Origin of the sequence: Staphylococcus nepalensis (assembly GCF_014635045.1) — a bacterium.
Classification (GTDB): domain Bacteria; phylum Bacillota; class Bacilli; order Staphylococcales; family Staphylococcaceae; genus Staphylococcus; species Staphylococcus nepalensis.
Genome location: NZ_BMCF01000004.1, coordinates 164,917 through 186,636, shown reverse-complemented (window position 1 = coordinate 186,636; position 21,720 = coordinate 164,917). Strand labels below are relative to the sequence as shown.

At 34.2% G+C, this 21,720-nt stretch carries 29 protein-coding genes; all 29 read left to right on the top strand.

What is annotated here, in order from left to right; all coding sequences use genetic code 11:
• The 29 genes from IEU88_RS07995 (at position 1) to IEU88_RS07865 (ending at position 21,714) form a co-directional block, all read left to right on the top strand.
• A complete protein-coding gene (locus IEU88_RS07995) occupies positions 1-354 on the top strand; it encodes an SA1788 family PVL leukocidin-associated protein (protein WP_103372550.1) in 354 nt (117 codons plus the stop codon).
• Entirely contained in the window at positions 355-909 is a 555-nt protein-coding gene (locus IEU88_RS07990) for a DUF3310 domain-containing protein (RefSeq protein WP_103372551.1), read from the top strand. It abuts the gene before it with no gap.
• Entirely contained in the window at positions 910-1,215 is a 306-nt protein-coding gene (locus IEU88_RS07985; RefSeq protein WP_103372552.1) for a DUF1140 family protein, read from the top strand.
• Positions 1,212-1,412 (top strand): hypothetical protein, encoded by a 201-nt coding sequence (locus IEU88_RS07980; protein WP_103372553.1) that lies wholly within the window; start codon positions 1,212-1,214, stop codon positions 1,410-1,412. The genes IEU88_RS07985 and IEU88_RS07980 overlap by 4 nt, the downstream gene beginning before the upstream one ends.
• Entirely contained in the window at positions 1,405-1,566 is a 162-nt protein-coding gene (locus IEU88_RS07975) for a hypothetical protein (RefSeq protein ID WP_160148682.1), read from the top strand. The genes IEU88_RS07980 and IEU88_RS07975 overlap by 8 nt, the downstream gene beginning before the upstream one ends.
• Positions 1,550-1,942 carry a hypothetical protein gene (locus IEU88_RS07970; protein WP_103372554.1) on the top strand — a complete coding sequence of 131 codons (393 nt, stop codon included), beginning with the start codon at positions 1,550-1,552 and terminating at the stop codon, positions 1,940-1,942. Before IEU88_RS07975 ends, IEU88_RS07970 begins: the two co-directional genes overlap by 17 nt.
• Positions 1,943-2,034: 92 nt before the next feature.
• On the top strand, positions 2,035-2,253 hold the full coding sequence (locus IEU88_RS07965; protein WP_103372555.1) for a hypothetical protein: 219 nt from the start codon (positions 2,035-2,037) through the stop codon (positions 2,251-2,253).
• Positions 2,250-2,381 carry a hypothetical protein gene (locus tag IEU88_RS13760; RefSeq protein ID WP_255312532.1) on the top strand — a complete coding sequence of 44 codons (132 nt, stop codon included), beginning with the start codon at positions 2,250-2,252 and terminating at the stop codon, positions 2,379-2,381. The genes IEU88_RS07965 and IEU88_RS13760 overlap by 4 nt, the downstream gene beginning before the upstream one ends.
• A 344-nt stretch (positions 2,382-2,725) precedes the next feature.
• On the top strand, positions 2,726-3,043 hold the full coding sequence (locus IEU88_RS07960) for a MazG-like family protein (protein ID WP_103372556.1): 318 nt from the start codon (positions 2,726-2,728) through the stop codon (positions 3,041-3,043).
• 212 nt (positions 3,044-3,255) lie between these two features.
• Positions 3,256-3,408, top strand: a complete 153-nt coding sequence (locus tag IEU88_RS07955; protein WP_115359569.1) for a DUF1381 domain-containing protein — start codon at positions 3,256-3,258, stop codon at positions 3,406-3,408.
• Positions 3,405-3,539 (top strand): transcriptional activator RinB, encoded by a 135-nt coding sequence (gene rinB, locus IEU88_RS07950; RefSeq protein WP_103372557.1) that lies wholly within the window; start codon positions 3,405-3,407, stop codon positions 3,537-3,539. The genes IEU88_RS07955 and rinB overlap by 4 nt, the downstream gene beginning before the upstream one ends.
• Complete coding sequence (locus IEU88_RS13900; RefSeq protein WP_494546326.1) at positions 3,539-3,685, top strand: DUF1514 family protein; 147 nt, start codon at positions 3,539-3,541, stop codon at positions 3,683-3,685. Before rinB ends, IEU88_RS13900 begins: the two co-directional genes overlap by 1 nt.
• Positions 3,686-3,860: 175 nt before the next feature.
• Entirely contained in the window at positions 3,861-4,355 is a 495-nt protein-coding gene (locus tag IEU88_RS07945; RefSeq protein ID WP_103372558.1) for a hypothetical protein, read from the top strand.
• Between the two features lie 557 nt (positions 4,356-4,912).
• Positions 4,913-5,239, top strand: coding sequence for an HNH endonuclease (locus IEU88_RS07940; RefSeq protein WP_229719051.1), 327 nt, complete (start codon positions 4,913-4,915; stop codon positions 5,237-5,239).
• A 133-nt stretch (positions 5,240-5,372) separates the two neighbouring features.
• Positions 5,373-5,678, top strand: a complete 306-nt coding sequence (locus IEU88_RS07935) for a P27 family phage terminase small subunit (RefSeq protein ID WP_103372559.1) — start codon at positions 5,373-5,375, stop codon at positions 5,676-5,678.
• Complete coding sequence (locus tag IEU88_RS07930; protein WP_103372560.1) at positions 5,668-7,362, top strand: terminase large subunit; 1,695 nt, start codon at positions 5,668-5,670, stop codon at positions 7,360-7,362. Before IEU88_RS07935 ends, IEU88_RS07930 begins: the two co-directional genes overlap by 11 nt.
• Before the next feature lie 3 nt (positions 7,363-7,365).
• Complete coding sequence (locus IEU88_RS07925; protein WP_096810238.1) at positions 7,366-8,637, top strand: phage portal protein; 1,272 nt, start codon at positions 7,366-7,368, stop codon at positions 8,635-8,637.
• Positions 8,588-9,355 carry a head maturation protease, ClpP-related gene (locus IEU88_RS07920; RefSeq protein ID WP_046100242.1) on the top strand — a complete coding sequence of 256 codons (768 nt, stop codon included), beginning with the start codon at positions 8,588-8,590 and terminating at the stop codon, positions 9,353-9,355. The genes IEU88_RS07925 and IEU88_RS07920 overlap by 50 nt, the downstream gene beginning before the upstream one ends.
• 12 nt (positions 9,356-9,367) lie before the next feature.
• Positions 9,368-10,519 carry a phage major capsid protein gene (locus tag IEU88_RS07915; protein WP_103372561.1) on the top strand — a complete coding sequence of 384 codons (1,152 nt, stop codon included), beginning with the start codon at positions 9,368-9,370 and terminating at the stop codon, positions 10,517-10,519.
• A 71-nt stretch (positions 10,520-10,590) separates the two neighbouring features.
• Complete coding sequence (locus IEU88_RS07910; protein ID WP_103372562.1) at positions 10,591-10,878, top strand: head-tail connector protein; 288 nt, start codon at positions 10,591-10,593, stop codon at positions 10,876-10,878.
• Positions 10,879-10,883: 5 nt separating this feature from the next.
• The gene (locus IEU88_RS07905; protein ID WP_115359568.1) at positions 10,884-11,219 is read left to right on the top strand and encodes a hypothetical protein; all 336 of its coding nucleotides are present in this window, start codon (positions 10,884-10,886) and stop codon (positions 11,217-11,219) included.
• Positions 11,212-11,634: a hypothetical protein gene (locus IEU88_RS07900; protein WP_103372666.1), complete on the top strand. Its 423-nt coding sequence runs from the start codon at positions 11,212-11,214 to the stop codon at positions 11,632-11,634. The genes IEU88_RS07905 and IEU88_RS07900 overlap by 8 nt, the downstream gene beginning before the upstream one ends.
• Complete coding sequence (locus IEU88_RS07895; RefSeq protein ID WP_103372665.1) at positions 11,634-12,029, top strand: hypothetical protein; 396 nt, start codon at positions 11,634-11,636, stop codon at positions 12,027-12,029. Before IEU88_RS07900 ends, IEU88_RS07895 begins: the two co-directional genes overlap by 1 nt.
• 32 nt (positions 12,030-12,061) lie before the next feature.
• Positions 12,062-12,658: a major tail protein gene (locus IEU88_RS07890; RefSeq protein WP_103372664.1), complete on the top strand. Its 597-nt coding sequence runs from the start codon at positions 12,062-12,064 to the stop codon at positions 12,656-12,658.
• A 94-nt stretch (positions 12,659-12,752) separates the two neighbouring features.
• A complete protein-coding gene (locus IEU88_RS07885) occupies positions 12,753-13,229 on the top strand; it encodes an Ig-like domain-containing protein (protein ID WP_103372663.1) in 477 nt (158 codons plus the stop codon).
• 63 nt (positions 13,230-13,292) lie between these two features.
• Positions 13,293-13,643 carry a phage tail assembly chaperone G gene (gene gpG / locus IEU88_RS07880; protein WP_103372662.1) on the top strand — a complete coding sequence of 117 codons (351 nt, stop codon included), beginning with the start codon at positions 13,293-13,295 and terminating at the stop codon, positions 13,641-13,643.
• Between the two features lie 41 nt (positions 13,644-13,684).
• On the top strand, positions 13,685-13,834 hold the full coding sequence (locus tag IEU88_RS07875; protein ID WP_170006809.1) for a hypothetical protein: 150 nt from the start codon (positions 13,685-13,687) through the stop codon (positions 13,832-13,834).
• 15 nt (positions 13,835-13,849) lie between these two features.
• Positions 13,850-20,878 carry a phage tail tape measure protein gene (locus IEU88_RS07870; protein WP_103372661.1) on the top strand — a complete coding sequence of 2,343 codons (7,029 nt, stop codon included), beginning with the start codon at positions 13,850-13,852 and terminating at the stop codon, positions 20,876-20,878.
• The gene (locus IEU88_RS07865; RefSeq protein ID WP_103372660.1) at positions 20,878-21,714 is read left to right on the top strand and encodes a phage tail domain-containing protein; all 837 of its coding nucleotides are present in this window, start codon (positions 20,878-20,880) and stop codon (positions 21,712-21,714) included. Before IEU88_RS07870 ends, IEU88_RS07865 begins: the two co-directional genes overlap by 1 nt.
• The last annotated feature ends 6 nt before the right edge of the window (positions 21,715-21,720 follow it).

Genomic DNA, 21,720 nt, shown 5'->3' with positions numbered 1-21,720 from the left:
ATGAAACAAATAACAGTAGCAGGATATACATTTTTTGTTCACCCAGAGCATGAAGCTAAAGCAGAAGCATTAGGTTTAGGGATTAAATATATTCGTACAAGATTGAAAAATGGTTGGACAGTTCAAGAGGCTTATTCTGTACCGAGAGGCGTTAGATTAGAAGATTATCGAGAAGCACAGAATATTAATTACTTACAAAGTAAGGCAAGAAAGACCAGAGAAAGATTGAGAGACGAAAAGCAAAGAGAAGAACGACCTTGGTTGTACGACGGAACACCGCAACCACCGTATCCACGTTGTAAATATGTGGATGATTTAATGAAATATGATGCGTTTCCTAAGGCGGTACGTTAGATGAAGATAAGAGACTTGAATATAAATGATTACGTTATTGTGTATGACTTAGGCAAGAGTGAGTATAGCGAAGGAATGACGGTTGTTGGACGTGTGGATGAAATTATATTTAACGAAGATGATAAGAATGAAGCAGGTATTGATTCACTTGGTAACTTTTACCATTTTGATGATAGTAACTACTTTGATTTGTGGAGTAACTATATAGAGAGTAAGACGGAGCGTGTGAGCACGCCTAACCCAGGTAAGATATATAGTTACAGTAATTCAACAGTTGGTCCTAATGAAGAAATTATATCTCATAAACAATCCAACGACGTACAACAACGTAAGCGTAACGAACAAAATGTTAAACCAGATTACTATCAATTTGAGGATTTTGAAATGTATGAAATCGTTGAAGCTATTTGCAAACACTATAATCCAGTAGTTGCTGCATGGATAGGACAAGCCATTCAATATATCGGTAGAGCGCCTAGAAAAAATGGCAAGGAAGATATTGCTAAAGCTAGAGATATGATAGAGCGTGCATTCGAAGTATGGGATGTGAAGTAGATGAACTCAGGACAATTATTAACTATGCATTCAGATGTCGTGATAAAGAAACTGCTACAACTTGCTGATAAAAGCTATAAGTCATTTCTTAGAGCCAGTAACACAAGTTATAACGCAGAAATTGGTACAAGTAGATACTGGAAAGCAATAGGCAGTATGGAACAGTCACAATTTGAGTTTAACGATTACATGAAACAACTTAAATTTATGGATGAGTTAACACAATGGAGTAATAAGTTGCATCAAGACAGATATAAGTTTGTTGAGAAGTATGACATTGTGATGGAGAAGTATAAATTATCATGATACTTTCTGACACAATTAAAACTAAATACAAACTTGATACTAAAGGCAGAAATACTGTCGAAATGGCAAAGCTACTAAAAGATTGTGGAGTTAAAGGATTCTTAATAGCAGTAAATCCACACAGCATTGTCATGGCAGTGTTGCCAGAAGATAAGGAACATAACAGGAAAGCGATGGAGGGGTTGAGGAATGAATGAAGAGAGAATGCAGGCGATGGAAATGGCATTAGTTTTACTTGTAGGAGAAAGACAAGGTATTGAATTGAAACCACATCAAGAAGATATGTTGGAAGAATTTTTAAGTGATAATTTTTACAAAACTGAGGATGATGAAAATGAAAATAAAAACTAAGAAACAACTAAACTTACCACAGTTGATTGAGTGGGGATTTGATAATCCAGAGTTAGTAAAAGGGAGAGCTTATAACATTGATGATGAAAATGTTAGATTTGCCCCTTATGTGTCATTCCTTGCAGACGGAACGGGTGTAAGAGTCCCATGTACTATAACACAGGACAATACTTTCACAGTCGAAGAAGAAATCGAAATTGATGAAGATACAGTGATACCTAGACTGATAACTAGAAATACACATGGTGGTTATAACGAATGGACAAATGAAAGCGTGAATGGTTTCAATTTGACGCATGTAGAAGCTATTTATATTCCAAACGACGACTTAACATTAACACTTATTTGGACTAAAGATAAAGGGTTGGTGGAGTAGATGATAGACATAGTATCAAGTGGGACTGTGATTATCATATTCATTATATTTTTTATGGTTATGACTAAAGGTGAGTAGAGGAGTGATGGCGAGTGGAAACGTTAAACATGATTGCAATTACAGAAAATGAACAACGACAAGTTGGAATACCAATTGAATTAATAGGTGAATTGAATGAACAAATGAAAAACTTTCCGGAAGGTATGCCAATGGACGTAGGAAACGGCGAAACAATCGTAGTATTGGCTTTAATGTTACCAACTAAGAAAATGAAAGGCAGTATTATTATGTTTGGAAGTGATGATATATGAGCGATGAATTAAAAGATGATTTAAGAGAATTAATGGAAAAGTACGGACCAGAAAAAGTGGACTCAATAACCGATAAAGATAGCGCAATAAAACATTTTAGAACGTCACGACGAGTTAATGAGTTGTGATGGAGAAGTTAGATATTGGAAAGACAAATACACCACCCTAACCAACCACATAAGAGATATGAAGTTTGCATCACCTTATTCATATAACTATATACACTTGGTTAACTTTATTAAGGAACTAGAAGGGGAGTAGTTATATTTCACTATAGAGAATTCAATTTTTCAAAAGCCATAGATAAGAAAGGTGCTAAATACATTAAGAATATTAAAATTGTGATTATTGCTATAACGAAGTTACTAGGTTCTTTATTCAATGCTGAGTCACCTCTTACTTATAAAAATCAATGAAAAAATTTTAACAAACAGTGTTTAAGAAATCAAAATAACAAAACGGAGGACACAAAATGACTAACACATTAGATCAATTAGTAAAACAAGTAGAACAATGGAGTAAAGATAAAGATTTGCACAAAGCAGACCCAACACGTCAAGCGCTTAAAGTATGGGAAGAAAGTGGCGAAGTTGGCGCAGCATTATCTCGTAACAAACTAGATGGTTTAAAAGACGGTATAGGCGATACAGTCGTTACTTTAATTATATTGGCACAACAACATGGTTGGTCGTTACAGGAGTGTTTACAGTACGCATATGATGAAATCAAAGACAGACGAGGAGAAACAAGGAATGGCACGTTCATCAAAGAATCAGACTTGCGAGGATAAAGACATACTTGAACGTGTACGAATAATCTTAGGCAAGGAGTGAGTGTTGTGAATATAGCAGTATTGTTATTTTCTACCATGTGCTTTCTATTATCTTATGAGTTTTTAAGAAATGGTCACAATAAGAAATATTGGTTATTTATTGCAGTTGGTTTTATAACACTTAGTATCGCTATAAGTAATACCTTGCATCTATTATGGGAGGTAATCAAATGACAAAATACCTATTACGCAAAATACACCACACAACAGATGAAGTGTTCCTGGATGCAACTAAGGCTAAGGACAATGAAACATTTGTTGTGGTGGATGCAGAGAGTGCAGAAGAAGCTAAGGAGAGAGTCAGTAAGGAGGACGACGAATGAAACACATACTCAAACCATTATTAATTATAAGCTTATACGAATTAAGTAAAGCAATCACATACGAGATCATTGTTAGGAAACAAGCAAACGATATGGCGGATGTGCCGAGAGATTATGAGGTGAGTAAGTAATGTTCTGGATAATAGCAATTACATTAGCAATCATGTTAATTGTATCTATCATAGCTAACTGCATACAAAGTGATGTGATATCTAAACTTAGATATGAGAAGGCACACTTGAAGAATTATATTCAGGCATATATTAATAAGAAGTAGGTGTATGTAACGATTAATGTACTAATAAATTCACAGCCAATTGTTCCTGCTTATATATCACTTCTATATTATCAATACGATAAAGGGTGTTATATGACTATGAAGGAATTAATAGCAATGGCTGAAATAGAAGATGTAATAAATAGATTAGTTAAACAGTAACTGGAGGTAAGTCATGTATACTGCAGAACAAATAGAGGAAATGATATATGAATATCATTGGAGAAAGAATGTACTACTTGAAGAAGGTTATGAGTTAGATAGTAACTCTACTGCTCAGTATGGTGTTGAGTCTACTATGCCTAAAGCTCAAGGTGGAACGAGCGATAAAGTATTAGATATCGTGACACGTAATGATGTAATCTATAGAATATTGTATAAGCATCTTGAAGTAGTAAGCTTTATTGATAAATACGAACATCATATAGACAATGATAAGAATCTAAATATACTTTATGAAATTAAGAAAGGAAAGAGACCTACAGAAATTAAGAAGATAATGAATATAGGTAGAACAAACTTTGAAAGTCGTATGACAGATATCGTGAATGTGTATCTTAATGAGCAAGATAAACACAATAAACACAATCAACAGGATAAGCGCAATCAACAGGATAAGCGCAATCAACAGGATAAGCACAATCAACAGGATAAGCACAATCAACACTAATTAGTAATCATCATTAGTATTTTATATAATATATTTATAGCGATAATGCTAGAATACAAATGGTACTAACAATTATAAATAAACAATACTATATTATATCGAAACACATCACATTGAGTGGTGTGTCTTTCTTTATGCGTATAGAACAAGGAAGTGAAGGCATGAAGATTGTAGTAGTGTATGGAGCACCAATGAGTGGCAAGACTACATATGTTCGTAATGCTATGACTGAGTATGATTTAGTGTTTGACTATGACGCACTCACACATGCAATGACTAGCACAAAGTATCAACAACACAATGATAATGCACATACATTAGTTATGAGTATGAGAGATAAGATGATTGATCATGCTAAGCAATCAGATAACGGTGTGTTATATATCGTTACTACATTCCTTTCATATAAGTTAATGAGTGAGATAGAGACACACTTTAATACTCAGTACAAACGAATGGATACATCTTTAGATGAATGTAAGAAAAGAATACATGATAGCGATAGACCTAATAAAGAACATGTGATGCAAGTGATACACGAATGGTATGGCAAGTATATATACAATAAGAAATTAACTGATAGTGATGAACTAAGTCGTAAGTCTAAAGCATTATACAATTCTAAAGACTGGGAGAACATCAAGGCGATGGCTTTTGAAAGAGATAATCACTTATGCCAAATTTGTTTAAGGAAGAATAGAAATACTAAAGCCAATTTAGTACACCATATTATTTACGTGAAAAGTGATTATGAAAAAGCATTAGACTTAGATAATTTGATGTGTGTTTGTTCTGCATGTCATAACAAAATCCATTCCAAAGATGAAAAAGAAGTTTTTGCGGGGGAAGAAAAACAAAAAAATGTAAGAGTAATTAAAGTTTAGAATTAAAAATTTAAAATAATTTTCTAAAAAATAATCCCCCCCTGCTTCTTAAATTTTAAAAATAAAACAAAGAGACCGGTGCAAGTTAGGGCGTTCGCAACGCAAATGATTTTTCATGAAAGGGGGGTACACTTTGCAATTAACAAAAAAACAGCTTGTAAGCTATATAGACGGATATAAAGCATCTGATGACATTTTAATAAATTTATACTTAGAAACGTATGAATTCTATTGTCGTTTGAGAGATGAGTTAAAAGAATCGAATCTTATGTATGAACACACAAATAAAGCTGGAGCAACTAACTTGGTTAAGAACCCATTAAGTATAGAATTAACTAAAACAGTTCAAACGCTTAATAACCTTTTAAAGTCATTAGGGCTTACAGCAGCTCAAAGAGAAAAAATTGTAGAAGAAGAGGAGGGATTCGGTGAGTATTAAAGTGTTAAATAAGCCGTCACCTAAGCTTCTTACTACATGGTATGCGCAACAAGTAGTTAAAAATAATATAACTACCAATAATTATGTAAAAAAAGAATGCCAAAGACATTTAGATTACCTGAAAAGCAATAATCATAGATGGGAATTCGATGAAGAAAAAGGCCATAAACCAATAAGATTCATTGAAAAGTTTTGTAAACCCTCAAAAGGATCGTATGGGCAATTAATTTTGCAACCCTGGCAACATTTTATCATTGGTTCTTTATTCGGTTGGGTTGACAAAGAAACACGCTTACGTCGTTTTAAGGAAGGTGTTGTATTTGTTGGTCGTAAAAACGGTAAAACGACACTTATATCTGGGTTAACTAATTTTGGTGTATCAGAAGACGGTGAGCCTGGAGCAGATGTTGTTTTATTAGCAAATGGTATGAAACAAGCAAGATTATTATTTGATGAGTCAACTAAGATGGTAAAAGCTTCTCCTAAATTAAATAAGCAATTTAGAGCAAGAAGAGATGCTATTTATTACGATAAAACAAATTCTAAAATTGAACCGCAAGCAGCTGACAGTGAAAAATTAGATGGTTTGAATACTCATATAGGGGTTTTTGATGAAATTCATGAATATAAAGACTATAAATTAATATCTGTTATTAAGAACTCTAGGCAATCTAGAAAGCAACCACTATTAGTTTATATCACAACTGCTGGTTATCAATTAGATGGACCATTAGTCGATATGGTAGAAGCTGGTAAAGATATATTAGATGGTATTGTTGAAGATGAAAGAACTTTCTATTATTTAGCCTCATTGGACCAAGATGATGATTTAGATAATCCTGAAAATTGGGTGAAAGCAAATCCAAATTTAGGGGTGTCTATTGATTTAGAGGATATGAAAGAAGATTGGGAAAAAGCTAAGAGAGTTCCTGCTGAGCGTGGAGATTTTATTACTAAACGTTTCAATATATTTGTTAATAATGATGAAATGAGTTTTCTTGATTATGAAACACTTAAAAAGAATAACAAGGTTATTAATTTAGAAGAATTAGAAGGTCAACCATGTACTATAGGTTATGATTTGTCTGAAACACAAGATTTCACTTCAGCTTGTGCAACGTTTGCACTTGATGATGGAAATATAGCTGTCATTTCTCATTCTTGGGTGCCAGAAGAACGTGTTAAATATGCAAACGAAAAGATACCTTTTAGAGATTGGGAAGAAGAAGGATATTTAACGATAACGCCGGGACAATATGTAGACTATCAAAAAGTGTACGATTGGATAATTGAAATGAATAAACATTACCCGGTTGAAAAAATAACTTACGACAGAGCTAATGCTTTTAAATTAAATCAAGAATTGAAAAATTATGGGTTTGAAACAGAGGAAACAAGACAAGGTGCAATTACTTTGAGCCCTGCATTAAAAGATTTAAATGAATTATTTTTAGATGGCAAAGTTATTTTTAATAATAATCCGATGATGCGTTGGTATATCAATAATGTTCAGTTAACTAAAGACCGTAATGATAATTGGTTACCAACAAAACAAAATCGCTATCGTAAAATTGATGGTTTTGCAGCGTTATTAAATACGTACACAGACATCATGAATAAAGTTGTAACAGACGCTGGCAATGGCAATATTGAATTTATTAGTATGAAAGAACTTCTGAGCTAGGAGGTGAAGACAATCGCTAAACAAAATATAATTAGTAAAGTTAAACAAAAATTGATAGATAATTGGGTAGATCAAAGTAAGGAAAAACTTTATGATTTTTCACCCTGGCGTAATAAAAACTTTTGGGGTGTTATCAGCAACACTTTAGAAACTAACGAAACAATATTTGCAGCTATCACTAAATTATCGAATTCAATGGCGAGTATACCTATAAAGCTCTATAAAAATTATGAAGTAGTTACCAATGACATTTCATTACTTATTACAGATAGTCCTAATGGCTCAATTAGTAGTTTTGACTTTATTAATCAAATTGAAACGTGTCGTAATGAAAAAGGAAATGCATATGTATTAATTGAACGTGATATATATCATCAACCTAACAAGCTTTATTTAATCAATCCGGATGTCGTTGAAATATTAATTGAGAGTACATCGAAAGACATTTATTACAGTATTCACGCAGCAACAGATAATAAATTAATTGTCCACAATACAGACATGATGCATTTCAAACACATTGTTGGTTCGAATATGGTACAAGGAATTAGCCCAGTAGATGTCTTAAAGAATACTACTGATTTTGACAATGCTATTCGAAATTTTAATTTAAAAGAGATGGAGAAACCAGAATCCTTTGTGCTTAAATATGGTACGAATGTATCAGATGACAAGAGAAAATCAGTCGTTCAAAACTTCAAAGATTTTTATGAAGAAAATGGTGGCGTTTTATTTCAAGAACCAGGCGTTGAAATTGACCCACTAGATAAAAAATATGTATCTGAGGACATTGTAGCTACAGAAAATTTAACACGCGAACGTATTGCAAATGTGTTTCAAATACCATCGGTTTTTTTGAATGCAAATAATGCAATGACATTTAACTCAAATGAAGAGCTTGACCGTTACTATTTACAACACACATTACTGCCAATTATTAAGCAGTATGAAGAAGAATTTAACCGAAAATTATTAACTAAATATAGACGGACTATGGGGTATTACTTCAAATTTAATGTTAAATCGTTCTTACGTGCAGATAGTAAAACACAAGCAGAAGTTTACTTTAAAGCTGTGCGTAGTGGCTATTATACTGTTAATGACATTCGATTATGGGAAGATTTACCCCCTGTTGAAGGTGGCGATACTCCGTTAATTAGTGGAGATTTATATCCGATTGATACACCGCCAGAACAAAGACACACATTGAAAGGAGGTGACAGTAATGAACAAGAAAAAAACTTACTTTCAGATGAAGAAAAAGGCGGAGAATAAAGGTGAAATATACATTTATGGGGATATTGTATCTAATAAATGGGATGACACAGATGTAACAGCCGTTGATTTCAAAAAAGAGTTAGATCAATTAGATAATGTTTCAGAAATAGATGTTCATATTAACTCAGCTGGTGGAAACGTGTTTGAAGGACATGCGATTTACAACATGTTAAAAATGCATAAAGCAAAAGTGAATATATATGTAGATGCCTTAGCAGCATCAATTGCAAGTGTTATCGCAATGAGCGGTGACACTATTTTTATGCACAAAAACAGTTTGATGATGATTCATAATTCATGGGTTATGACAATTGGTAATTCGAAAGATTTAAGAGAGACAGCTGAATTATTGGATAAAACAGATCAATCTAGTAACAGCGCCTATTTAGATAAAGCAACCAATTTATCAGAAAATGAGTTAAAACAAATGCTTGAAGCCGAAACATGGTTAACGGCAGATGAAGCATTAGAAAAGGGTTTAGCGGATGAAATATTAGGCGCTAGCGAAATAGCTGCTAGTATTTCGAATGATATATATCAAACATTTAAACACGTTCCTGAAAATATAGAAAAAGACGTGGACAAAATAACTAATGTTGAAAGTATTAAAGAAACGGTTGAAACGCCTAAAAACACTATGTCACCAGAGGAAAAAGAAGCAAGGGAACAAATCATTAAAGAATGTAAAAGTTTAAAAACAATATACAATTTCTAGGAGGAATAACATATGACTACATTATATGAACTTAAACAATCATTAGGTATGATTGGTGAACAACTAAAAGATAAAAATAACGAATTAAGTCAAAAGGCAAGTAATCCGAATGTTGATATGGAAAGTGTTAATCAATTAAAAGAAGAAAAAGCAGGATTACAACAACGTTACGATATCGTAGAATCTCAAGTAAAAGAGATTGAACAAAAAGAACAAAGTAAATTCAAAGATAAAACAAACGCATATCAGTCATTAAATGAAGAAAATCAAATTATTAAAGCGAAAGCTGAATTTTACCGTCATGCCTTAAATCCAAAAGAATACAGTAAACCTTCTGAACAAGCACAACGTTTATTGCATGCGTTACCAACTGATAATGATACAGGTGGAGACAAATTCTTACCTACTACATTATCAAAAGAGTTAGTTTCAGAACCTTTCGCTCGAAATCAGTTGCGAGAAAAAGCACGTCTAACAAATATTAAGGGATTAGAAATTCCTCGTATCTCATACACACTGGATGACGATGATTTTATTACAGATACAGAAACAGCTAAAGAAATGGAACTAAAAGGTGACACAGTTAAATTCGAAACATACAAATTTAAAGTATTTGCTGCAGTTTCTGATACTGTAATTCATGGTTCAGATGTTGAATTAGTTAGTTGGGTAGAGAATGCTTTACGTTCAGGATTAGCCGATAAAGAACGTAGAGACGCTTTTGCTGCTAGTCCTAAACCTGGAATTGAACATATGTCATTTTATAATGGAAGTGTAAAAGAAGTGGCTGGTTCAAATATGTATAAAGCTATCATTAATGCCTTAGCTGATTTACATGAAGATTATCGTGATAATTCAGTGATTTATATGAGATATGCAGATTATATTAAAATTATTGATATTTTATCTAACGGTACTACTAATTTCTTTGACGCTCCTGCTGAAAAAATATTTGGTAAACCAATTGTATTTACTGATGCAGCAGTTAAACCAGTAATAGGAGATTTCAATTACTTTGGTATTAACTACAATGGTACAACGTTTGATACAGATAAAGATGTAAAAAAAGGCGAATATCTATTCGTTTTAACTGCTTGGTATGATCAACAACGTACTTTAGATAGTGCTTTCCGTATTGCTAATATAGAAGAAGAAACACCCTAAGCCACCCCAAAAGGTTAAAGTAGAAACAAATGCTAAATCTGCTTCTATTTACACTGAATAGGGGTGTTTAAATGAATAAAGAAGAAATAAATTCAGTGAAAAAATGGTTGAATATAGACTTTGACATTGAAGATGACTTTATTGAAAACTTAGTGGACGCTGCGAAAACAGAATTATATTTAAGTGGCGTCCCTTTTTATGATAAAGATAGCGATGAATACCCTCTATATCGACAAGCTATTAATTATATTGTTAGTAGAGATTATGAAACTAGAGGTTACGTTGAATATGAAAGAGAAGGCAAAGGGTTTAATGATAATGCATTACAATCTTTTATTCTAAAATTGAAAGATTGGTGATTAAATTGAATTTTAAAAATTTTAAAACTTATTTATGTTTTTGTGGGCAAGTTAAAACTGGACCATACCCAAGCGATTTAGAAAACCAAGAGTTATATTGTTGTAAAGTAGAAAAATATAATAATTCGATTAAAGATAGAAAGATTTTATCAACAAATGACAAAGAACAAGGTTTTACTTTTATTATGAGAGATGCAAAGCGTCAGTTTATCCCTAAGTATAATCACACAATAAAAGTAAAAGATTATCGCTTTGAGAATCAGTTGTTTAATATTTATGATATTAGATTTGATAAACCCATGGCAGGTTACATTACGGTGGTGGTTGGCGAAAATGAGTAGACCTAAAGTGAATGGTATATACGATGTTAAATTAGAAGGTATACCAGAGGTAATGAAAAAACTAGAAATGAAATACGGCAAAAAAGCTATGGAAGAAAAATCAGATAGGGCTTTAATTGCTGCAGCTGACTTTGTAAAAGATGAATTAAAATATCAATTTGAAGAATTTAGAGACACTGGTGAGTCTATCAATGAAATGCAAAGAGGCGTACCTGAAACAATATCAGGGAAAAGGCGTGTAATGATTTATTGGGAAGGTCCTAAAAATCGTAAAAATATTATTCATCTTAACGAACATGGTTATACACGAGATGGTAAAAAATATACTCCAAAAGGTTATGCTGTGATTGCCAAAACATTAGAAGCTGGTGAGTTGAAATATCGTTCTATTATTAGAAGAGAGATGACAAAATAATGGATATTTTAAAATACGTGTCGAAAATTATAAGTAATGATCCTATTATCAATTCACTAATTAATAATAGGATTTATAACTATGAACTAACAGAAGTCGATGATACGAGTGGGCCATTTATTGTTTTAACACCAGTATATGATAAGCCAAGTTCATATGTTTCAGACAAATATTTGTCAGAGACCTATTTAATTCAAATAGATGTAGAAACGTATAATCATCAAGAAACAATTGATATTACTAAACGCATTCGTTATCTTATGTGGCAAAAAAATATGAAACAAGTTTCAACAGAGTTAGATAAATATTTCGAACAAACTAGAAGGTATGTTATGTCGCGTAGATATAAAGGTATACCTAAAAATCAATATTACAAAGGCGAACGTGTCGAATAGATACGTTCTTTTAATTTTAAGGAGGAAAAAATATGGGACAAGTAGCAGGATTTAAAAAAATTCATGTAGGTGTATTTGAACAAGGTGAAGACAAAATCAAAAAGAAAATGGTATGGGAAGATGAAAATGGTGGTACAGTTAATCTTAATATTTCTGGCTTAGCACCTGAAATGGTTGATATGTGGGCCTCAAACAAACGTGTATGGATGAAAAAACAAGGTACTAATGAAGTTCAATCAGAATTAGATTTATTTAATGTTCCTGATGATGATTTAGATACTGTGCTAGGTAGAGATAAAGATGATAATGGTAGTTCGTGGATTGGCGATGATACTAGAGCGCCATATGTTGCTATGATTGGAGAATCAGAAGATGTATTAACAGGAGATCCAGTATATTGTGCGTTAGTTAAAGGAACATTAAGTTTGGATGCTATTGAATGGAAAACAAAAGAACAAGAAGAAGAAGCACCAGAACCACAAAAGCTAAACGGTGATTGGATGTCACGTAAGATTGAAGAACGTTCAAGAATTGTTGGGTATCACGTGGGTGAGAAAGGATCAGATGAATTCTTTGACTTAGTTTTCCCAGGATATTCAGAAAACAAACCAGAAGAAGAAACACCCTAATACGCCCCAAACGGTGGAGGTAACAGCTAACAGCAAGTCAGCTACTATCTCTGCTCAATAGGGGTTTTTATATTTTAAATAAGAAGGTGAAAGTATGGCAGATACATTAAATCTGTACAAAGGTGAAGAACTCATAAAGAGTGAAGAATATGTTGAAGGTAAAGCATCGGTAACTGTAGATGGTTTGGAAGCTAACACAGATTATCCAAAAGGTACTTACCAAGTATCACGTAAAAATGAAAATGGAGAATCGGAAAAAGTAGATGTTCCGGCATTTAAGACAAAACCAATTGCAGTAACAGGTGTGAAGTTAAACAAAGAAAGTACAAGTTTAGAAGTAGGCGCGACAGAAACGTTGAATGCGACAGTTTCACCATCTACTGCTACTAACAAAAAAGTAACTTTCATATCATCAGATGATGCAGTAGCTACTGTGGACAGCAATGGCAAAATTACAGCTGTTAAAGCAGGCGCTACAGATATAACAGTTACCACGGAGGATGGTAGTAAAACTGCTAAATGTTCAGTAACTGTCACAGAACCAGTAACAGAACCTGAACCAGAAGAGTAACAACTATTGAGGGCTATAGGCCCTCTTTTTATTTGCAAATAAAAATTAAAGGAGAAATTAAACATGATTAAATTTGAAATTAAAAATCAAAAAACTGGTAAGAAAGAAAGCTATTCAAAAGAGCTAATCACTATGGGAGAAGCAGAAAATTTTTACGCGTGGATGGAAAAAAGAGAATCAGAAGCAAAGAAAGATGAACCAAATGTGAAAAAAATGCGTCAAATGGAACGTGAATTTTTTGTGAGTTTATTCTCTGAACAAGGTTTAACCGAAGAAGACATTTTAAACAATATGGGGACAAAACAATACTCAAAAGCATTAGAGGAAGTGTTTCAAGAAATCAGCGGAGAAGATGGAGAAAGTGAAGAAAATGAAGAACAGCAAGAGGGAAAGACAGAAAAACCGTCTCAATAAAAGAGCTTTTATCAAACATTAAGAGAATACAGAGGTTTTGCATGGAAACGTACGGTTGGACTTTAACAGAAGTTAAGGAACAACCGTATTTTCAATTGTTAGACATTTTAAATGGTGATGACAAAAAAGAAAAACAAAAAGAAGAGCAAGAAGTAATTACTGGTAGAAACTTGGCCAAACTATTTGGCTAGAAAGGAGGATTTAAAATGGACAATATAGATGGCTTAACGATTAAGAACACGATGGATAACTCTGGTGTTGAAGAAGGCATGAGAGGGTTTAGAAGACAAATGGGCGTAATGAATTCCGAAATAAAAGCGAATATGTCTGCATTTGGAAAAACAGAACAGTCTGCTCAAAAATATCAAACTCGTTTAGATGGCTTAAACAATAAAATGAAACTTCAAAGACGTTTGTACGATCAAGCTAAAACTGATTTAAAAAATGTTAAAGATTCTTATGAAAAAGCTACAGGAAGTATTAAACAGCAAGGACAAAAAGTGAAAGAATTAGCTAACGCTCATAAAAAATATGATGATGCTTTGCGTAAATCTAATCAAGAACTTAAAAAATCAGATAATGAACTTCAAAAAGCTAAAACTAAACAATCTCAATTAAATGCTGAAAAAACTAAAGCTAAACTAAAATTAGATGAATTAAGAAATGCAGAACAAAAACTGAGAAGTTCAGGAAAAGCTTCCACTGAACAAATTAAACAAGCTTCCAATGCCACTAAACAACAAAGAGAAGTGCATCGTAAATTAATTGCCAGCCATAAAGAAGAAACAGCTAATGTAAAAAAACTTCGACAATCTTATGCTCTCATTGAAGAAGAAAATAAAAAAGTAAAAGCTTCATATAATCAATCTAATAATGCCGTTAAAAAAGCAGAACAAGAACATAGAAAACTTTCTAAAACTATTAAAGATTATCCGAAGAATGTTGCAAATGCAGAAAAAGCTGTTAATAAAGAAAAGACAGCGATGAATAATCTTGAAAGAAGTATAGATCAAACAAAACAAGAGTTTAAAAAATTCAATAAAGAACAAATGATTGCGAATAGTACGTTTACCAAAAATGCAGATCACTTAGAAAAAATGTCAGATAAATTCGGAAGAATGTCTCAAGGTATGCGTAATGTAGGTCGTAATATGTCTATGTATGTAACTACACCTATTGTAGGCGCTATGGGGTATGCAAGTAAACTTGGCGTCGAATTCGACGATGGTATGCGAAAAGTTCAAGCTATTTCAGGAGCTACTGGTAAAGACTTAGATGCTTTAAAAGCAAAGGCCCGTGAAATGGGAGCTACTACTAAATTTAGTGCCTCTGATAGCGCTGAAGCTATGAATTACATGGCAATGGCGGGTTGGAAGTCGCAAGATATGATTAAAGGTTTACCGGGCATTATGAATTTAGCTGCTGCATCTGGTGAAGAATTAGGTGCAGTTTCAGATATTGTTACAGATGGTTTGACAGCTTTTGGACTTGAAGCAAAAGATAGTGGGCATTTTGCAGATGTGTTAGCTTCTGCTAGTGCAAATGCAAACACAAATGTTCAAATGATGGGTGAAGGATTTAAATATGCTGCCCCAGTAGCTGGCGCTTTAGGATACAGTATTGAAGATACTTCTGTAGCAATTGGTTTAATGAGTAATGCTGGTGTGAAAGGTCAAAAAGCTGGTACAGCACTCCGTACAATGTTTACTAATCTAGCTAAACCTACTAAAGCTATGAAAGAAAAAATGGAAGAACTTGGTATTTCTATAACTGATAGTAGCGGAGAAATGCTGCCTATGCGCGACGTAATGGGACAACTAAGAGAAAAACTAGGTGGACTATCTAAAGACCAACAAGCTGCTGCTGCAAGTACTATATTTGGTAAAGAGGCTATGAGTGGAGCTTTGGCTATTGTTAATGCTTCTGAAAAGGACTATAAGAAGTTAAGTAAGGCAATTGATGGTAGTGAAGGTTCAGCGAAAGAAATGTCTAAAACGATGGAAAAAGGTTTAGGCGGTAGTTTAAGAGAACTTCGTTCGGCGGCAGAAGAACTTGGTTTATCAATATTTGAAACCATCCAACCTGCCTTATCTGGAATGGTAAGTGGTTTGAAATCTGGCGTGGATTTTTTAAACAAATTACCTAAAGGAGCAAAAGTTGCAATAGCAGGACTTATGGGATTAACTGCAGCAATCGGTCCAGTTACTTTAGGAGTCGGTCTATTATTAAGAGCAGTTCAAGGTGCTACATCTGGTTATGCTCATTTAAATAGAAGAATGGCAGAAAATTCAGCAGAAGCTGCAATAAATGCTGCTGCAAATAAAGGTGCTGCAACTTCTATAATTACATCAGGTAGAAGTGCAAAAGGTTCAGCTGGTATGTTTAGCTTCTTTGGAAAATCTGCAGGTAAAGCTAATGGTAAACTTGGTCTGTTAGGACAAGCGTCACAATTTTTAGGTGGAAGTATCAAAGTTTTAGGAAAAGGTGTCTTAAAATTTGCCACAGGACCTATAGGGATAGCACTTACTGCAATAACGTTATTAGGTTCAGTATTTAAAAAAGCGTATGACAAAATAGGATGGTTTAGAGACGGAGTAAATGGCATAGGAGATACTATTAAAACATTTGCTGATGGTACCATTGATCAACTTAAAAAGTTAGGTGGTTGGTTTTCCCAAACGGGCAAAACTGTTAAAGATGATTTCTTTACAAATTTTAAAAAAGGTTATGAAGATTTAGACGACGATGATTTGCTTAAAAGAGCTGGTAATAGTTTTGAAAGTTTTATGAAAAAAGTAGGAACAGCTTCTGATAAAGCCACTGATACAACAAAAGTATTAGGCAAAGGCGTCTCTAAAGAAACTGAAAAAGCACTTGGTAAATATGTGAAGTATTCAGAAGATACAACGCGTGTGTTATCAGATATTAAACTAAACCACGGCAAAATTACAGACGATATGCGTGAAAAACTTGAAATATCAGTTCAAAAAGCTGGAGAAGAAGCTTTAAAACAAGTTCAAAAACGCAATAAAAAAGTATCTGATGAATTGAATAATATGCTTGAAAACAGTGAAGCCTTTACAGCTCAAGAAAAACAAGACATGATTGACAAGAACCAAGAGGCTTCTGATGAAAAAGTCAAACGACTTGAAGAGCTAAACCAAGAAATCGAAGAATTAGAACTAAAACAATTTAACGACGGGAAACTTACAGCTCAAGAAGAGAAAGACCTAAAAGCTAAATTGGATGAACGTAATCGTATCACAACCGAAAGTATTGCGAAAGGACAAAAAGAGCAACAAGCTATTTTATCAAGAATGAACGCTAACACAGGTGCTATTGATACACAACAAGCAAGTGAGGCTATTAAAGATGCAGTCAAAGCAGAGAAAAAAGCTAAAAAAGAAGCTAAAAAACAACGTGAAGATGATGTTGTTCAAGCTGATGATTTACTTGCTTATGGCGAGATTGATCAAAAAGAACACGATAAGCGAGTTAGAGAAATCGAAGATGCTTATGATGATGCGATAGATACTGCTGAGGGAAAAACTGGTGATATACGTAAATCAGTTAGAAAAAATAATAAAGATATAGCAGACGAAGTAAATTTATCTAGTGGCCATGTTTATTCTAATTCAGAAAAATGGTATAAAAAAACTAAAAGCTTTATAAAAGATGATTGGAATAGTTTTTGGCAAGATGTAGGTTCACAAGCTTCTGGAATTGGCACTTGGATAGGCAATCAAACCGATGAACTTATTGGAGCTTTCAAAAAAGGCTGGGGCAAAGTTGAAGATTTCTTTACAGAAACGGATTGGAAAGAGCTTGTTAATGGCTGGTTTGAGAACATCGGTGAATGGATTGCTACCCCATTTAAAGCGATAGGTGAAGATATTGGCGATGCCGTTTCTTCTTGGAAAGAAAATATTTCTGAAGCTGGCGAAGATATTAAGAGTGGTTTTGATACTATCACTGGTTGGTTCTCTGAACAAGGTCAAGAATTCTGGGATGCCCTTCAAGAAGGTTGGAACATTGCTATAGGAGCTGGCGGAGATCTTTGGAACTCTTTAACTGGCTGGTTAGGTGAAACTTACGAAAATGTTTCTGGTTGGTTTGTTGAAAAAGGAAGCAATCTCTGGTCCAGTTTGAAAAATGGTTGGAATACAGCGATTGAAACGGGTGGTGATTTGTGGCAATCTTTAACAGGTTGGTTATCTGAGAAGTGGGAAAGCACGAAAGAATGGTTCTCAGAAAAAGGCGGCCACATCTGGTCTGGCATTAAAACTGGCTGGGACAACGCTTTAGAGACAGGTGGCAATCTCTGGTCCTCTTTAACTGGTTGGCTTGGTGAAAAATGGGAAGACACGAAAGAATGGTTTTCTCAAAAAGGCCATAATATCTGGTCCAATATTAAAACAGGTTGGAATGACGCGCTTGAAATTGGAGGCAATCTTTGGTCTTCATTGACAAGTTGGCTCGGTGAAAAGTGGGAGGAAACCAAAGAATGGTTCTCCCAAAAAGGCCAAAATATATGGTCGAACATCAAGTTAGGTTGGAACTCTGCCCTTGAAACAGGAGGCAATTTGTGGTCATCGATTACAAATAAACTAGGTGAAACTTGGGAGAATACCAAGGGTTGGTTTAGTGAAAAAGGCCGAAATATCCAACAATCATTCAAAAATGGTTGGTATTCAGCATGGGATACAGCCGGCGATATTTGGGGCAAAGTGACTAAAGGCGTGTCTGATACCTGGGAGAATGTGAAAGGTTCAACCCGTGATAAACTCGAAGAAGCTAAAGGTATTGCGACAGCTAAAACAAAAGGTATTTGGAAAAATACATCTAAATGGTTTGGTGATACTTACAATTCAGCAAAAGATAAAGTTACAGGAGTTTATAATAAAACACGCGATAATTTTACAGAAGCTGCAGGTAAAGTCTGGGATAAATCTAAATCAGTTTACAATGGCACCAAAAAATGGTTCGGGGAAACATATGAGAAAGCCAAAACCAAAGTCACAGGTATTTATAACCAAGCGAAAGGTAAATTCAGTGGTGCAGCAAGCACAGCCTGGGATAAATCCAAGTCCTTGTGGAAAGGCACAAGTAAATATTTCGGTCAAGCTTATGGTTCTGTTAAAACTAACTTGAGTAACATGTGGGGTAAAGCCAAAACAAGTTTTGGTAATATTGCTGGTGAAGGTTGGAAGAAAGCAGAATCTGTTTATAAAGGATTCAAAAAATGGCTGGGCGATACACTACAATGGATTAAAGACATTGGTGCCGATATGGGTAAAGCCGCAAGCAATTTAGGTAAAACTGTTGCCAACAAAGCTGTAGATGGTTTGAATGGTATGATTGGCGGCGTTAATAAGATATCAAAAGCCATTACGGGTAAAAACGAACTTATAAAAAAAATACCCCATTTAGCTACAGGTACTTATGATGGATCATCGTTAGCAACTGATTCAAACGGTGGGTTAAGACAACCTACGGTTGCAATGGTTAACGATAAAGGACCAGGTAATGGACCGGGCGGACGGACACAAGAGTTAATTCAACGTAAAGATGGTTCAATTGATGCGCCAAAAGGTAAAAATACGATTGTTGGTTTAAATAAAGGCGATGGCGTTATTAACGCTAAACACACACATAAGCTTCAAGAGCAAGGTATTATACCAAAACGTTTATCAACAGGTACAGGTGTTCAAATACCTCGCTTTTCTAAAGGGAGTAAACGTTGGTACGATAGTTTGCTTGATGGTACAGCTAAAGCAGGTAAAAATATGGGTAACAAAATATCTGATGGCTACCATAGCGTGAAAAAAGCAGGTAGCGACGCCAAAGATACTGTTAAAGACTTAGGAAGTAAAGGCTTAGAAAAAGTTAAAGACGGCGCATCATGGATGGGCGATAAAATAGGAGATGTTTGGGACTATGTTAAACATCCTGGTAAATTAGTCAACAAAGTCATGGATAGTATGGGCATTAACTTTGGCGGTGGTGATAATGCTACCGTTAATTTAGTTAAAGCAGCTTATAAAAACTTAAAATCTTCATTAGTAGAAAAAGTTAAAGATTGGTTCACAGAAGCTGAAGGTGGGGACGGTGATGCTGGTTGGTTACCATGGGATAACATCCTTCAAACATTCGGTAACTATACAGGTGGCTTAATGTTTAATGGTGGTAAGCACTATGGTATAGACTTTGGTATGCCAACAGGCACAAAAATAAGAGCACTAACAGCAGGTAAGATATCACAAGCAGGACCAGTTGCCGGTGGCGGTGGTAACCAAATTACACTTGATGAGCCTGGTGGTAAGTGGTTCCAATGGTACATGCATATGAGTAAAGTCATTGCAAAAAAAGGTCAAAGAGTAAATGCAGGAGATGTGATCGGTTTATCTGGTAACACAGGTAACTCTACTACACCTCACCTACACATTCAGCGTATGAAAGGTTATCCTTCTAATGAGACGGCAATTAATCCTATGAATTGGTTGAAGAGTTTAAGATCTACAAACAAATCAGCTAAACAATGGTCCGGCGATATTAAAAAAGCAGCTAAACAAATGAATGTTAAGTTAAGAGGTAACGACTTAAATAATATTATTTCGTTAATCAATGCAGAATCTAGTGGTAACGCAGGCGCAGTTCAAAGTACTGCTTTAAAAGATGGTAACTACGGTGCCAATAGAGCTCAAGGACTACTTCAATATGTGCCTAGCACATTTAACAATTATAAAGTTAAAGGTCATGGCAATATTAAAAATGGTTACGATCAATTACTCGCTTTCTTTAACAACAAGAATTGGCGAACACAATTCAACCCGAATGGTGGTTGGTCACCAACAGGTCCAAGAAAATATGAAAACGGTGGCTTTGTTAATAAACATCAAGTAGCTGAAATTGGTGAGAAAAATAGACCGGAAGCTATTATTCCTCTTCATCATACGAAGAGAACAAGAGCTGTTGGTTTAATAGAACAAGCTATGAAGTACATTGGTATGGATAATGGTTCAGCCAATGTAACAGTTAATAATGACAATTCAACAATTGAGAAAATGTTAAGTCAGCTTGTAAGAGTGAATGATCAAAACAATAAACTTACACAGACAATTATTAAACTGTTAAGTAATCAAAAACAAGGTTCACCTAAAGATGCAGCGAATATCATTTCTCAAATTTTAGGAGAGGACCTAAGAATGGCTAGTTATACTCAAGGGGGTTACTAATGATAGATGGTAGATGGTTAAAAATAATTAATGAAGATGGAAGTAAAGATATTAATGAATATATAAATGATTTTATTTTTCTTGAATCTAAAACCTCTTATCCTGTAGTGGTTGAAGATAATGTAACTATAAAAGGAGTGGATGGAGAGCTGCCAGGTGCAGTATCATTCGCTCCTTTTAATTTAATAGTTAAATTTGGTTTAGATGGCTTAGATGAGGTAGATATTAACTTAATGGAGCTCAAATTACGAAGTATATTTTTCAAAAGGAAACCTTATTATATAGTAACTTCTGATAATCCAGGTATAAAGTTTAAAGTGAACAATCCAGATGTAAATCCTGATTATGCAGATTTTTCAATGGCTCGTTTTGAGATGACCTTTAGTGTTAAAGATGGTTATGCTGAATCATTAAAAGACACAAACCAATTTAGTTTATCAAGCGGTGATTGGCAATTTGAAGCAGTTGCTCGAGCTGATAATTCTATTAAGTATACACACACTAGTGATTATTTTGATATATACAATGGCTCATCAGATACGATAGACCCTTTATTAAGACATAAATTACAAATTCAAATTAAAGCCGATGCACCAAATGGTATTACTATTCGGAATCTAACAACAGAAGATAAATTTGTTTATAAGAAGCCACTAACGCCAAGTAAAACATTAACAATACAAGGTGTTCATCCTATATTAGATGGTAACAGAGTTGGCATTGATACAAATTGGCAATGGATTACACTAGCACCAGGATATAACACCATAAAAATTGAAGACGATAGTATTATTTCGGTTGAAACTAAATGGAGTTTCAACTTTATTTATAGGTAGGTGATT